We start from the raw sequence: 13,706 nt of genomic DNA on the forward strand, positions 1-13,706 counted from the left end.
GGATCCATACGCCGCGTCAGATGTGTGGCGGGCGGTATCGATCGCGTGCCCCAATCTTGCATCACGCGGTATGGATCCCGGATCGCGCTCGCTCCGCCCGCTTGCCCGGGACGACAGCTGAAATGAGGCGCGCCTGGGCCTCACCCAGGAAACGCTGCGGCCCCCCGGGGCGGGTCGAGCGCCGAACCCCGCCCCACTTCCGGGAACCCAGCGCGCGGCGAGACGTTGGGTCGCAGCGGCAGGGTTTCATTGCCGCATTTGCTTCATCCTCTCGGTCGAGCATGCGGTGCGACCCGCGCCGTCGCATTGGGATTCCATGGCACCCCGACAGGCATCCTTTCCGCACCTCCGCGTCATCACGTCAGCGCCGCAATCCAGCGCGCCGCCGGGCGACACGGCTGGCCAGGATCGAATCATCGAAACCAACATCCCCGCCCGGCTCGACGACCTCCGCTGGAGCGCCTTTCACACCCGCGTCGTGCTGGCGCTCGGCATCACCTGGGTGCTCGATGGGCTCGAGGTGACGCTCGCCGGCGCCTTGTCGGGCGCACTCAAGCAGAGCCCGGCGCTGCATTTCTCCAATCTCGAGATCGGGCTTGCCAACAGCGCCTATCTCGCCGGCGCCGTGCTCGGCGCGCTCGGCTTCGGCTGGCTGACCGACCGCATCGGCCGCCGGAAGCTGTTCTTCATCACGCTCGCGCTCTATCTGTCCGCGACGGCCGCCACCGCCTTGTCGTGGAATGTCGCAACCTACGCGCTGTTTCGCTTCCTGACCGGCGCCGGCATCGGCGGCGAGTATACTGCGATCAACTCAACGATCCAGGAGCTGGTGCCGGCGCGCTATCGCGGCTGGACCGATCTCATGATCAACGGCAGCTTCTGGCTGGGTGCCGCGCTCGGCGCCGTCGGTGCCATCGTGCTGCTCGATCCTGATGTCGCCAGCCCGGATGTCGGCTGGCGGCTGGCCTACGGCATCGGCGCCTGTCTCGGCCTGGTCGTGCTGGTCATGCGGATGTGGATTCCGGAAAGTCCGCGCTGGCTGATGATTCACGGCCATCCCGAAGAGGCGCATCGGATCGTGGCGGAGATCGAACGCGACGTCACCGGCCACGACCGCGAGGCGCGCGCAAAGGAATTGCCGAGGATGCGGCTGCGGATGCGTAGCCACACGCCGTTACGAGAGGTCGCGCATACGCTGTTCTCGGTCTATCGTCAGCGCTCGCTGGTCGGGCTGACGCTGATGATCGCCCAGGCGTTCTTCTACAACGCGATCTTCTTCACCTTTGCGCTGGTGCTGACCGACTTCTACGGCATCAAGTCCGATCATGTCGGCTGGTACATCCTGCCCTTCGCGGCCGGCAACGTGCTCGGGCCGCTGCTGCTCGGCCGTCTGTTCGACACGCTCGGGCGCCGTGCCATGATCACCTTCACCTATGGCGTCTCCGGCGTGCTGCTCGCGCTCACCGGTTATCTGTTCTCGATCGGAGTGCTGAGCGCCGCGACGCAGACCGCGGCCTGGATGGTGATCTTCTTCTTCGCGTCACCGGCGGCGAGCGCCGCCTATCTCACCGTGTCGGAGAATTTTCCGCTGGAAGTGCGCGCGCTCGCGATCGCGCTGTTCTACGCCATCGGCACCGGGATCGGCGGCGTGGCGGGACCCGCGCTGTTCGGCGCGCTGCTCGACAGCGGGGCGCGCGGCGCGGTGTTCGGCGGCTATCTGTTCGGTGCCGCGCTGATGCTGGTGGCGGCGCTCGTCGCTTGGCGCTATGCCATCGCGGCCGAGCGCAAATCGCTCGAGCAGGTGGCGCGCCCGCTCGCTGTCATGGAGTAGATGATGATGTCCGACAACTCCGATCTGATCGGTTCTCCTGCGGCGGAGCCCGCCGAGATCGTTCCGACGCCGGTGAGTCTCGTGCCGCATCTTCGCGAGGTGGCGATCCTGCTCGATATCGACGGCACCCTGCTCGATCTTGCGCCGACACCGCGCGAGGTGTGGGTCCCGCCGGGCCTTGCCGAGGCACTGAACGCGTTGCTGCAACGAACCTCCGGCGCGCTGGCGCTGGTTTCGGGCCGCTCACTCAACGACATCGATCTCATCTTCGCGCCGGAGGTCTACCCCGCCGTCGGCGGTCATGGCGCGGAGATGCGGCTCGGCGGCGGCGGTGAGGCGGATGCGATCAAGGCGCCGCCGCTGGACAAGGAGCTGAAGCGCAGGCTCGCTGCGATCGCCAAGCTCAGCCCCGGCATTCTGCTCGAGGACAAGGGGTACTCGCTGGCGCTGCATTATCGCCTCGCGCCGCAGGCGGAGAAGGCGATCTACGAGGAGGTGTCGCGCATCCGCGCCGAGTTGCCGGAGGCGCCGATCGAGGTGCTGCCCGGAAAATGTGTGTGCGAGATCAAGCATGCCGGCTTCACCAAGGCGAGCGGCGTGCGCGAGCTGATGCGGCACGCGCCCTTCAAGGGACGCAAGCCGTTCTTCATCGGCGACGACGTCACCGACGAGACGGTGTTCGCGATCATGCCGGATTTCGCCGGCCTGTCGTTCTCGGTCGGCCGTCGGGCACTCGGTGTCGACGGACATTTCGACGCTCCGGACGACGTGCGCGCGTTCCTGGCGCGCCTCGCCGACGGCGGAACTAATTCATCGACCTAGCGGTCCGCGCAGTGGGTCGGTATCGCCGCGTTATTAGTTCCATCCGCCATGCATTCGCATGTTGCATGCGTCGCTCTTGATTAGAAACGTTCTGACTTGATTGACGCTGTGATTACACCGCGCGAATGCCCGAATTTGGTTTCATTTGGTTGAAAGGGTGGCCTGGAACCATATTGATGAACAGCTGTTAACCGACATGACCAACAGGAGGGAGCTGTGAACCTCGTCGTGGTTTCGAATCGGGTGGCACGTGGCAAAGCCAACGAGCCAATGACCGGCGGACTTGCGGCAGCATTGCTGCCCATCGTGGAGAAATCGGGGGCAGTTTGGGTGGGATCTTCGGGACGTGTGCGCGACGGCGCGCAGACGGAACCGATCGCGGAGATCGAGCAGATCGGTGAAGGCGCGCTCGCGCTGCTGGATCTGCCGGCTGCGCACTATGCCGGCTACTACGAAGGCTTCGCCAATTCGGCGCTGTGGCCGGCGCTGCATTCACGCAGCGATCTGATCAGCGTCTCGCATGATGACTATCGGTCCTATCGCGAGGTCAACGCCTTCGTGGCGCGCGCGCTGCTCCGGTTCCAGAAGCCGGACACCTTGTTCTGGATTCAGGACTATCACTTCCTGTCGCTCGGCGCGGAGTTGCGCACGCTCGGTGTCAAGAGCCCGATCGGTTTCTTCCTTCACACGCCGTGGCCCGCGCGCAGCGTCATCGACAGCGTGCCGAATCACCGCGATCTCGTCACCGCGATGCTCGCCTATGATCTGATCGGCTTCCAGACCGAGGACGATCGCGAGAACTTCACCGCCTGCATCCGCGCCGATCTCGGCTTGCAGGTGCGTGACGGCGTGGTCAGGTCGCTGCACGGCCGCACACGTCTGGCGGTGTTCCCGATCGGCATCGATGCCGACAAGTTTGCGCAGCAGGCGGCGAAGGCGGTGGCGCATCCGGACGTGTCGCGGCTGCGCCGCAGCCTGCACGGCGAGAAGCTCGCCATCGGCGTCGATCGGCTCGACTACTCCAAGGGCCTCGTCAACCGCATCAACGCGTTCGACCGGATGTGGACGATGCACCCGAGCCTGCTGCGCGCCGTGTCGTTGCTGCAGATCGCAACGCCGTCGCGCGAATCGATCGAGGCCTATGGCAATCTGCAGAGCGAGGTCGCGCGCCTCGTCAGCGAGGTCAATGGCCGCCACGGCGAGGTCGACTGGACGCCGATCCGCTACCTCAACAAGGGCTATGGTCAGGGCGTGCTGGCCGGCCTCTATCGCAGCGCACAGGTCGGCGTCGTCACGCCGCTGCACGACGGCATGAACCTGGTGGCGAAGGAGTATGTCGCCGCGCAGAGCCCGGTCGATCCCGGCGTGCTGGTGCTGTCGAAATTCGCCGGCGCCGCCAACGAGCTCGACGCGGCGCTGATCGTCAATCCGCATGACATCGACGGCATGGCGCGGACGATCGCGATGGCGCTGTCGATGCCGCTCAACGAGCGCCGCATGCGCTATGAGATCATGATGACGAAGCTGCGCCGCCATTCGATCCAGCAATGGTTTGCCGACTTCGTCGAGACCCTGCAAGACGGTGACTCGGCCGAGGTCGAGATCGAGCCTCTGCCTGCAGCGCCGGCGGGTTTTCTGGCCGGCCGCATGCTGTCGCCCGGCGCGCGCTATCACTGAACCGGGCGTTACACCTCGCCGCCGCACGGCGGCGAGGCTCAATGGCAGTAGGAGACGCCGTCGAGCACGGCGCAGCGCAGCTTGTTTGGCGAACTCGGATTGTCCATCGGCACCATCCCGTTGCCCTGTCCGACGAACACGCCGGGTCCCACCACCACCGATGCCTTGTTGCCGACGATGACGGACGGGTGCGGCTTCAGGCTGGACTTGGTCCCGTCCGGCCACAGGATCGCATCGCCCTGCCAGATCCCCTTGCGGCCGTCGTCGCAGGTCACGTCGACGCCCTGCTTGGTGCATTGATCGGCGCGCGCCGGGCCGGCGGCAGTCAGGCTGAATGCTGCCGCCAGCAGCACGGCGAGACGGGCAGGGGTGGATGACGGCATCGCGAGGTCCCTCGTGTGCAGCCGGACCGACGGGCTGCAAATCAGTGGTCGTGCCGGCCGGCCGGCCGGTTCATCGATCGGCCGGCGAGCGGCGGCGGCCCCCGGCCGAGCCCGCAACCAGGGCGGATTGATGATTTTTATCAGCGATTTGGGGGAAATTTGCCGCCGAGGCCCCCGCCCGGCTTGCAAAACGCCGCCGACCCCGCCAAGAGAGGGCCGCCGGAGAGATGGCCGAGTGGCTTAAGGCGCACGCTTGGAAAGCGTGTGTGCGGGAAACCGTACCGTGGGTTCGAATCCCACTCTCTCCGCCATCCCAGCGTTCGCATCTGTTCGCTGCCGTCCGTCAAGCCTCTGAAAAATCGCCGCAATTTTAGCGTTTGATGCCCTCAAGCATCCGCGCGAGTTCGCCCGAGAACGTGGGTAAACGCGTGCAGGACGCGGGTAGCATCGTGGGTAAGGCTGCGAGGCAAAGATGGCGCACCTGGTGGGCCGCCTGACGGCACTGAAGGTAACAAAGGTCAAGAAGCCCGGCATGTACGCCGATGGCGCTGGCCTTTATCTGCAGGTCACGGGCGACGGTGAAAGCACCCCTGCCAAATCCTGGATCTTTCGTTTCACCCTCCGCGGCCGCTCCCGCGAAATGGGCCTAGGCTCCTTTTCGATCTTTGGCTTGGGCGAAGCGCGGGCAAAGGCGGCCGAGTATCGACGGCAGGTCTATGACGGCATCGATCCGATCGAGGCGCGCCGAGCGCAGCGTGCCCAGGCGGCCCTGGAGGCGGCCGCGGCGCTGACCTTCAAGGAGTGCACCAAGCAGTATCTCGCGGCTCACAGCGCCGGCTGGCGCAACGCCAAGCACGCGGCGCAGTGGAGCTCGACGCTGAAGACGTATGCCGAGCCGGTGATCGGTTCGCTCTCGGTTCACGGCATCGACACCGCGCTGGTGATGAAAATCATCGAGCCACTGTGGTCGACGAAGCCGGAAACTGCGTCGCGGCTACGAGGCCGGATTGAAGCCGTGCTCGATTGGGCGACCGTGCGCGGCTTTCGCCAGGGTGAGAATCCAGCTCGGTGGCGCGGCCATCTCGACAAGCTGCTGCCCGCGCGTGCCAAGGTGCGCAAGGTCAAGCACCATGCAGCGTTGCCCTACGATGAGCTACCCGCATTTATGGCCGCTCTGCGCGCGCAAGAGGGCGTCGCGGCGCGCGCACTCGAGTTTTTAATCCTCACGGCAGCCCGCACCGGGGAAGTGATCGGTGCGCGATCAGAAGAAATCAAGGACAAGGTCTGGACGGTGCCGGCCGGGCGCATGAAGGCCTCGAAGGAGCACCGCGTTCCGTTGCCGGAAGCCGCGCTCGCCATCATCGATATCGATACGCTGCGCAAGGAGCAGGGCGGGGCGTATCTGTTTCCGGGCGGGAAGCGCGACAGGCCTCTCAGCAATATGGCTCTGCTGGCGTTGCTGCATCGGATGGGCCGTTCTGACCTTACCGCGCATGGCTTCCGCTCGACGTTCCGGGACTGGGCCGCCGAGTGCACGAATTATCCCAACGAAGTGGTCGAGATGGCACTCGCCCACACGATCAGCAGCAAGGTCGAGGCTGCTTACCGCCGGGGGGATTTGTTCGATAAGCGGAAGGCGTTGATGTTCGATTGGGCAACATTTTGTGCCTCAAGTGGCGGTGCCGATCAAAAGATCATCTCGATCCGCGCCTGAACTGCCTCCTCGTTTAGATGGCTACGGACATTTCGTCATCGGCCGTCTCCCGATGAGGTCGACTACCAGCGCAGGTCTCTAGTCTTAGTAGTCCAACGCGCCCGCCAAAATTGGCCGATACAGTTCGCGAGGCAACGCGCTGAAGCTCGCGATCGGCAGATGGAACAAGGGCTGTGTGAGGAGCCTACGCGCGCCGAGGCGTATTCGTTGGGATCGGTTTAGTTCAAGCAAATGAGCCGCGGCTCGCTTTCGCGCGCCCAGCCGTCACAAAGTCGGGGTTCTGAGACCGTTAAGAGAGGCGTCGTCCGCCTCACTCGAAAATGGCAACCGCATGCCGGCAACTTTGCAAACTGCTTCAATCAGGAGGCGGACGGATCGGGCATCCCATTCCATTTGATCGATAGGCACATCCCAATGCTCCGATACTACGTAGGCTGCATGGCGAGCCTTTATGCCCAGACCTACGATCGTCTGCGCCGGCGTGAACATAATTGCCCGCTCAATCGGGGCCAGGCGAGTCAGGACCGATTCGATTCTCTGTGTTCGGCTAGCCGCGTCCGAGCGAGCGTTCGCCGCGTCTAGTGGCTCCTGATTGTCACCCTGCTGGCATTCGATCGCGGAAATCTCCAACAATAGGGTGACAAAGGCCGTGTCTAACTGGACAAGCGCGAAATCAGGCTCAAGCTGTTCAGCTTGTGGCCTCTGGTCCGCTGAGAACTCACTACGAGGATCCAGTTCCTTCGCTTTCGGAGAGGTCGTGGAATTCACCGCTTGCTCTGACGATGCATTGCCCATTCGCCTTGGACACCGATTTCCGAAGAAGTTGCACGTATTGGTCATGGTGAGCGCCAGCGTAGGCCGCCGCAGCCACGCTGCATACGAAGGATCTGCATTCTCATTGGACGCTCCGGAAAGAAAATAGGGTCGATCCCGTAGAATACCGAATTTATCGGTATCTGAAAAGTCGTTTTATGTCTCTGGCCCCCTCGGGAGGCCAGGATGCCGAAAACGGTGACATCACCGCTGCAAAAGAAGCTTGCCACCATGCTGGTCGAGCACAGGAAGGCTGCGGGGATGAGGCAGGTCGATCTGGCTGAAAAGATGGGTGTCTACCAGTCCTGGGTGACCCACATGGAATCTGGCCAGCGCCGGATCGATGTCGTAGAGTTGATCGAGCTAGGGAAGATCCTGGGGTTTGACCCGGTCGACGTGGTCAGGAAGCTGAGCCGCAAGTAGGCATGAGGCCGGAGCGCGCAAAAACTTGACGGCTTTTCGGTCGAGCGCAGTCGGCTACGGTAAATTGCGCTAGATTAGGATCATAGTCACCATCAGTGTCCGCCTAACTATCACGCTCCTCGATGTTATATCGTCGGTCGAGGTCGCTACTCTCGTGCGAGTCCTGTGATGACACGGCGAAACAGGATAGAAACGGTGCTGCTGGCGCCGGAGGGGCAGAATCTCAAACGAGTTTTGGCGATCGCGCAGACGAAGGCCGCGAACACAGCTCGCCGGAGGATCAACCCCCTTAGGTGCGTGCAATAGCCTGTCTGATCACTGAGGCTCCCTCGCCTTAACCCACGGTTGAAACTTTGGCACGGCGGGAGCAATTGGGAGGCGGTGCTTTCGCCTACGGGCAACGAGGGGCGTTCGATGCCCTAAGACATTTCGCAGGAGCGAGTTTCCGTCTCCCGGAAAGATTGCACGAGCCAATTTACACGACCCTAGTGGCTCCATATAGTTGTGGCGACAACACAGAAGGGCGGAACAGCAATGTCGAAAGTCCTCACCCTTGACAATTTCTGGACCCGGCGGCTGAAGGTGAAGGCTCCGGATGGGCTAGGTGCGGTCCGGGGATGGTCTCTGGAGAAGTGTGGCCTCCCCACGTTCAAGGAGGCCCCCTTGTCTATCGATGAGGATCTAAGCAGCGAAGGCCAGGAGGAGACGAGTCCAGTCTTGCTCGTATCAGCGCCGGGCGCGGTCGGAAAATCGACGCTTGCGAGGCAAATTGCCTATATCACCGGCGCGGTTTATGTGGACCTATCGAAGGCTGATCCAGTAGGTGGCAACACACTAAGTGGCGGCTTGGTAAAATCGGGACTCTACTCTGCATGGGAGGACGGAAGTACGGCTGTATTGATTGATGGGATCGATGAGGCTCGCTTCCGGGTAACGCAAGAAGCCTTCGAGGCGTTCGTTTCCGACATCTCGCAACTGACAAAGGGGCGGGTGATCCCAACTATTCTGTTTGGCCGTACCGTCGCAATCCAGGACACGTGGCTGTTGCTGGATTCGAATGGAACGCAGTCCGCGGTGCTTGAGATCGGCTTCTATGGACAGGAGGCATCTGTCGATTTTGCCGAAGCTCAATTGAGGGCCGCGCGGCCACGAAGCCCCTATGCCCAGGCAGAGCGTCGTGCAATAGAGTTGTTACTTTCGAAGTTGAGAGAGCAGACCGAGAGTGATGGTGATCGATTTGCCGGATACGCGCCCGTGCTGAGGGCTGTATCCGAGCGCGTTGCTGGTGTTGGCAACCCGGCAGCACTCATCGGCGAAATCGAAAAGGGCGAAAGGCCGGTGACTCTTCCAAAAGTGGTCTCGGCTATCCTAGAGCGCGAGAGGGGAAAGCTTGCTGGTCTCAGTTTTGAAGATCCGACTCTAGCTTCGCGACTCTATTCTGATACCGAGCAGCTCGATCGGCTTGTGGCGCGGCTGTATAAGCTTGCGCCGCCACCATTACCACCAATGTCGCCGCGGGACGCGCAAACCTATTCGACCGCTCTAGATAGCTGGGTTCCGGAGCATCCATTTCTCGGTGGGCAACAGGGCACATCGTCGGCGGTTTTCGAGGCATTCATTACTGTACACGCGCTTCGGAGCAAATCTGCTAGCCAGCCCGCGGTACAGGCCGAATTACTAAGAGGAGCCGCGGCAAACCCGTTTTTGGCAGAGTTCTATGTGAACGAAGAGGACAATGGAGAGAGTATCTTTCTGCCGCCGGAGCATATCGGGATCCTTTATGCTTCACTTCGGGCTAGACTATCACTTGGAGACTCGGCAAGCCTCTCCATCAGTTCACCAGAAGATGCTCAGGATGAGCAGGTTCTGCGCGCAGACGTTGAAATCACGCTTGCGAGAAAAGATGCGGAACGTCCGCGCATCCTTAACTTCGAGTCTGATCAAACTGGTGGTCTGAAGCTAGGCCGCTATCTCGAAGATATTGAGATTGACGCCCCCCACGCGAAAGTTGAAATAGGTCCTGGACCAGAAGCGATTTTGGTGGCCCCGATAAGCATACAGTGCGGCGAATTGCAGTTCACAACAGAGAAGGTGATCGCTGAATCCTCGATGGGTCGCGAAGACGCGTCAGTCTATTTGGAGGCCCAAGTCTATGACGGAGCACAGATTGTTTCTGTCCCAACGGTTCGCGGGAACGTCAAATTTTCGTGCTCCTGGCCTGGTGATAAGAATCATCCTTGGACGAATTTCGCATCCGCGCCAACCGCTGCCGAAGACCCGAAGACCGATGAGGCTCTGCGAAGATTTCGTAAGTTTATAATCTCATTCCGGTCCCATAGTAAGGGTAGCCTCGCGAGATATCAGCATAAGCTAGAGCACGCCCGGATGACGAAGGGGCTAGGTGCGGCCGTGTTGGCTCTCCTTAAGAATGAAAAAATCCTAACGCTCGATCGCTCTAAGGCGATGTATTTTCTTGACCCGGACCGTCTTGGTAGCTTGGCTGGGGCCACCTACGCGGACTGTATGGCCCGAAAATTTGATGACAAGACGATCAAGTTTGTAAAACAAGCATTGTAGACCAACTAATTGCTGGCGTTATTTCGATCGGGTATCCACCCGGCTGGATTTGCGACCCACTTGTCGATGTCGGATTCATGCCAACCGGCCCCATTGGCACTAATCTTCAACTGAGCCGGGAACGTGCCCTCGGTGATCTTGCGGTAGATGGTAGACCGGGACAGTCCTGTCCTGAGTATGACGGTCCTTAAACGGATGATACGATCCGGCTCTCGCATGGCCGAACTGCCTCTCGCTGGCGGTTTCTGACGTCTTGTGAGACCAGACAGGACGAATCAGTGAAGGCGGACAAGAGGAGCTCGTACGTTTTCGGCCGTGGCGTAGAGCCGGCGGCAAACGGGATGGCTTAAAGTCCGAGTCCTCGGCCGCGGCCGAGCTCGATGCCATGAGCAAAGGCCAATTGCTGCCCAAGCCTGTGGCCCGAATCCATTCCAATGCCGAGGTCCTTCTTGCGCCTGGCAAGAATGGACTCCAGCTGCGGATCGCGTTCAAGGCTCTTGGCCATGTCGCCCATCGCCAAGCGCGTGGCCTTGTAGCCGGACATGTCTCCGGCTTCATACTGGCGCTGGCTGACATGGTCGAGCTTTTGCCAACGCTCCACGAAGCGGTCGGCGCGACGGCCTGGATCAATGCGCAATTCGGTCTCGAGCTGGAGCGCGCGGATAACGCCATTGAGGCGCCTGCCGGCAGCTTCGCGGACGAGTACCGGGTTCTTCCTGTAGGCGGCTTCAGCGTCGCGGGAGCCAAAGGGGCGAACCTCCTCGAAGGCCTGACGCGCCTTTTGCAGCTCTTTCACCTGTTCTCTGCTCGCTCGGCTGCCCGTCTCCTGCGCCGCGAAGATCGCATCTACCGCGCGGGCATGGCGCACCAGCGCTCGTGTCCGGACGCGACGGGCGTCCGCTTCGGGATCTTGCGCCACGTTGCTTGCCGGGACTTCGACTCCGCGCGGCTCGGCTGCCGGACCGCGGCTTTCCCTTTCCGGCGCTGCCTGTTCCGGCCTCCGTCCGCTGTCCGGTCCGGCCACATCCGCCGGAGAGCGCAGGCCGTCGAAGATGTCGCGTAGCTTCTCGGGAATGATCTTGCGCACGATCTCGGCCACGCGATCGCGGAAGGTGATCCCACGTCGCTCGGCGTAGCTCTGGAGCGGATCGACGCCCTCGTAATCCGAGGCCATATCCTTGGCGCGGTCGCGCGATAGGGCGCGGGTGAGCCGGTTCGCATCGGCAAAATCATCGCGACCATAATGCAGGTCCACCTCGTCGCGATGCCGCGACAGGGCGACATAGCTGCTGTGGGCGTCCATGCCGGGCGTCGCCAGGACATGGACGCGGTCGACCGTCATGCCCTGCGCCTTGTAGATCGTCGCCGCATAGCCATGGTCGATCCGATTGTAATCCTTGAGGTCGAAGCGCACGGATCGGCCATCGTCGGTCTGCACGGCTATGGACTGCGCGCTGACCTCCTCGATGGTCCCGAGCGTGCCATTCTTGACGCCAAGGCCGCGCTCGTTCTGCAGGAACATGATGCGATCCCCGCTGGCAAAGTTTCTCGCGCCGCGCTCGACCGTCACCCGCACCTCATCGCCGAGATCGCCCGCTGCCCGCATCCGCTCGCGCGCGGCCTCGTTCAGGATGCGGACCTCGTCGTTTGTGTGGGTGAGGATGATCCGGCTCGCATCGGGCGATGCCTGCCGGTCGCGATCCCAGCCCTCGATCAGATCGCCGCGCGCCTGCTCGCGGGTAGGCGCCTCATGCACCATGCAGTGGGCGCGGTACGCCTCAAGCGCATGATCCACCTTGCCGGTCGCTAGATCGCGCGTGGCGTCGCGCTGCCAGTCCTCCCGCTGACGGCGTACTTCGCCGATTCCGGCGCTACCGTGACGCTCGTGAATCGACCGGAAGGCCGCTCCCGCTTCGATCGCCTGCAGCTGCTGCGGATCGCCCACGAGCACCACCTTGGCTCCAGCCTCGGCGGCATGTGACAGCACGCGCTCGAGCTGGCGCGTACCGACCATTCCCGCCTCGTCGATGACAAGCACATCGCTCGATTTGAGCAGATCACCGCCCTGTCGCCAGCCGTGCTCTAAACTGGCTATCGTGCGCGACGCAATGCCCGATCCGCTTTGAAGGTTTTCCGCGGCAATGCCGGAGAGTGCCACACCCCGGACCTCGAAGCCGGCTGCTTCCCAGGCCTCCCGTGCCACCCCCAGCAGCGCGCTCTTTCCCGTCCCGGCATGGCCGACTACGACGCTGAGATCGCATCCGTTCGTGACGTGCGCCAGCGCTTCTGCCTGCTCACCCGAAAGCACCAGGCCGCGTGCTTCCGCGCGCGCCAAAGCTGCCCTGCGCTCCGCATCGCCCACATTATGGCGCTCCCGCTCCGCCATCAGTTCAGCAGCCCGGTGCAGCCGCTGTTCGGCTTCGATCATTTCGCGGGTGGTGAACCGATCCTCGCCGCGGGCGTCCTTGCCGAGTTCGATAAGATCGGGCGCTCCCTGCATCGCGCCCACCACCTCGTTGAACTGGTCGAGCCCGTCGCTGTGCCGGTGAGCGAACTTCGCGAGGTCGCGGCGCGTGAAGGTCGATTGCTGCTGGGTGATGGCGTCTAACCCAAGCGAGGGATCGGCGATGATCCGCGCGCCATTGCCGCGCGCGATCTCGCGGTGCATCTCGGCCCGGTCGGCCTCACCGCCTTCGCCTGAGATGCCGGAAACCTCGATGCGTTTCGCAGGCGCGCCGATTTGGCTTTGCGGCTCCAGTGCGATGCCCTGGGCCTCCAGACTCCGATGGTCGATCCGCGCGTCGATGTCGAGCTCGGCGAGGCGTGCATTGGCAAGCTCGGCCCAGCGTTCGCGCCAGCGCTCGACCATCTCGGTGCGGTTCCAGTCACGCACCTTTTGGCCAAAACCGTTCTCGTCGACCGAGCGCATGGTCAGCATGACATGGGCATGGGGCTTGGGCAGGCCGTCCTCAGCTCTGTCCCAATGCACATTGAGATCGGCGATCATGCCGTGACCCACGATCTCACTCCGAACGAAGTCGCGGGCCAACTCGATTCCATGCGCCTCAGTCATCTCGCGCGGAAGCGCGAACTCCACTTCACGTGCGAGCTGCGCGTCCTTACGGACTTCGAACGCTTCGACATCGTTCCAGAGTCGCTCGCGATCCCGCCATGCCTCCGGCGCATTCTCCGGCAGCATCACCTCGGAATGGACGACGCCGCGCTTGCCGGAAAAATCCTGATCGCGGCCCAAACGCTCGTCGCGCAGCCTCGACGCCGAGCGGTAGGCCGCCGATGCCACCGCGCTGCTCCCGGCCTTCCGGCCAATGACCTTGACGTGAAGATGATAGATCGCCATCGCGATCAGAGCATCTACACAGCGAAGCGCACGTCGGCACGACGTATAAGCGCGCCCTCCCTCGAAAAAATCTCGGGAGGGACTATCGCGTCCCAGGATGTCCTGACC

The 13,706-nt window shown here is 62.5% G+C and carries 10 protein-coding genes and 1 tRNA gene; 7 read left to right on the plus strand and 4 right to left on the minus strand.

Annotated features, from left to right (window positions below):
* Window positions 1–316: 316 nt before the first annotated feature.
* The 3 genes from ACQR1E_RS09975 (at window position 317) to ACQR1E_RS09985 (ending at window position 4,330) form a co-directional block, all read left to right on the plus strand.
* A complete protein-coding gene (locus ACQR1E_RS09975) occupies window positions 317–1,831 on the plus strand; it encodes an MFS transporter (RefSeq protein ID WP_315750786.1) in 1,515 nt (504 codons plus the stop codon).
* On the plus strand, window positions 1,832–2,653 hold the full coding sequence (gene otsB, locus ACQR1E_RS09980; protein ID WP_315750788.1) for a trehalose-phosphatase: 822 nt from the start codon (window positions 1,832–1,834) through the stop codon (window positions 2,651–2,653).
* A gap of 216 nt (window positions 2,654–2,869) precedes the next feature.
* Window positions 2,870–4,330 carry a trehalose-6-phosphate synthase gene (locus ACQR1E_RS09985; protein WP_315750791.1) on the plus strand — a complete coding sequence of 487 codons (1,461 nt, stop codon included), beginning with the start codon at window positions 2,870–2,872 and terminating at the stop codon, window positions 4,328–4,330.
* Between the two features lie 38 nt (window positions 4,331–4,368).
* Here the strand turns inward: ACQR1E_RS09985 and ACQR1E_RS09990 are convergent, their stop codons facing one another.
* On the minus strand, window positions 4,369–4,713 hold the full coding sequence (locus tag ACQR1E_RS09990) for a hypothetical protein (protein ID WP_315717023.1): 345 nt from the start codon (window positions 4,711–4,713) through the stop codon (window positions 4,369–4,371).
* 221 nt (window positions 4,714–4,934) lie between these two features.
* On the opposite strand from ACQR1E_RS09990, the gene ACQR1E_RS09995 reads away from it, so the two are divergent.
* A tRNA-Ser gene (locus ACQR1E_RS09995) sits at window positions 4,935–5,024 on the plus strand.
* Window positions 5,025–5,185: 161 nt separating this feature from the next.
* Complete coding sequence (locus ACQR1E_RS10000) at window positions 5,186–6,427, plus strand: tyrosine-type recombinase/integrase (protein WP_434896963.1); 1,242 nt, start codon at window positions 5,186–5,188, stop codon at window positions 6,425–6,427.
* A 264-nt stretch (window positions 6,428–6,691) separates the two neighbouring features.
* Here the strand turns inward: ACQR1E_RS10000 and ACQR1E_RS10005 are convergent, their stop codons facing one another.
* Window positions 6,692–7,222, minus strand: a complete 531-nt coding sequence (locus tag ACQR1E_RS10005) for a hypothetical protein (RefSeq protein WP_434896964.1) — start codon at window positions 7,220–7,222, stop codon at window positions 6,692–6,694.
* Between the two features lie 204 nt (window positions 7,223–7,426).
* Here ACQR1E_RS10005 and ACQR1E_RS10010 point away from each other — a divergent pair, with 204 nt between their 5' ends.
* Both ACQR1E_RS10010 and ACQR1E_RS10015 read left to right on the plus strand, forming a co-directional pair.
* Window positions 7,427–7,663 carry a helix-turn-helix domain-containing protein gene (locus tag ACQR1E_RS10010; protein WP_316179274.1) on the plus strand — a complete coding sequence of 79 codons (237 nt, stop codon included), beginning with the start codon at window positions 7,427–7,429 and terminating at the stop codon, window positions 7,661–7,663.
* Between the two features lie 663 nt (window positions 7,664–8,326).
* Complete coding sequence (locus tag ACQR1E_RS10015) at window positions 8,327–10,240, plus strand: hypothetical protein (protein WP_434896965.1); 1,914 nt, start codon at window positions 8,327–8,329, stop codon at window positions 10,238–10,240.
* A gap of 5 nt (window positions 10,241–10,245) precedes the next feature.
* Here the strand turns inward: ACQR1E_RS10015 and ACQR1E_RS10020 are convergent, their stop codons facing one another.
* Window positions 10,246–10,458 carry a helix-turn-helix transcriptional regulator gene (locus ACQR1E_RS10020; RefSeq protein ID WP_434896966.1) on the minus strand — a complete coding sequence of 71 codons (213 nt, stop codon included), beginning with the start codon at window positions 10,456–10,458 and terminating at the stop codon, window positions 10,246–10,248.
* Between the two features lie 128 nt (window positions 10,459–10,586).
* Window positions 10,587–13,598: a Ti-type conjugative transfer relaxase TraA gene (traA, locus tag ACQR1E_RS10025; protein ID WP_434896967.1), complete on the minus strand. Its 3,012-nt coding sequence runs from the start codon at window positions 13,596–13,598 to the stop codon at window positions 10,587–10,589.
* Window positions 13,599–13,706: the final 108 nt, after the last annotated feature.

The sequence above is a fragment of the Bradyrhizobium sp. HKCCYLRH1030 genome, assembly GCF_051168395.1.
GTDB lineage: Bacteria > Pseudomonadota > Alphaproteobacteria > Rhizobiales > Xanthobacteraceae > Bradyrhizobium.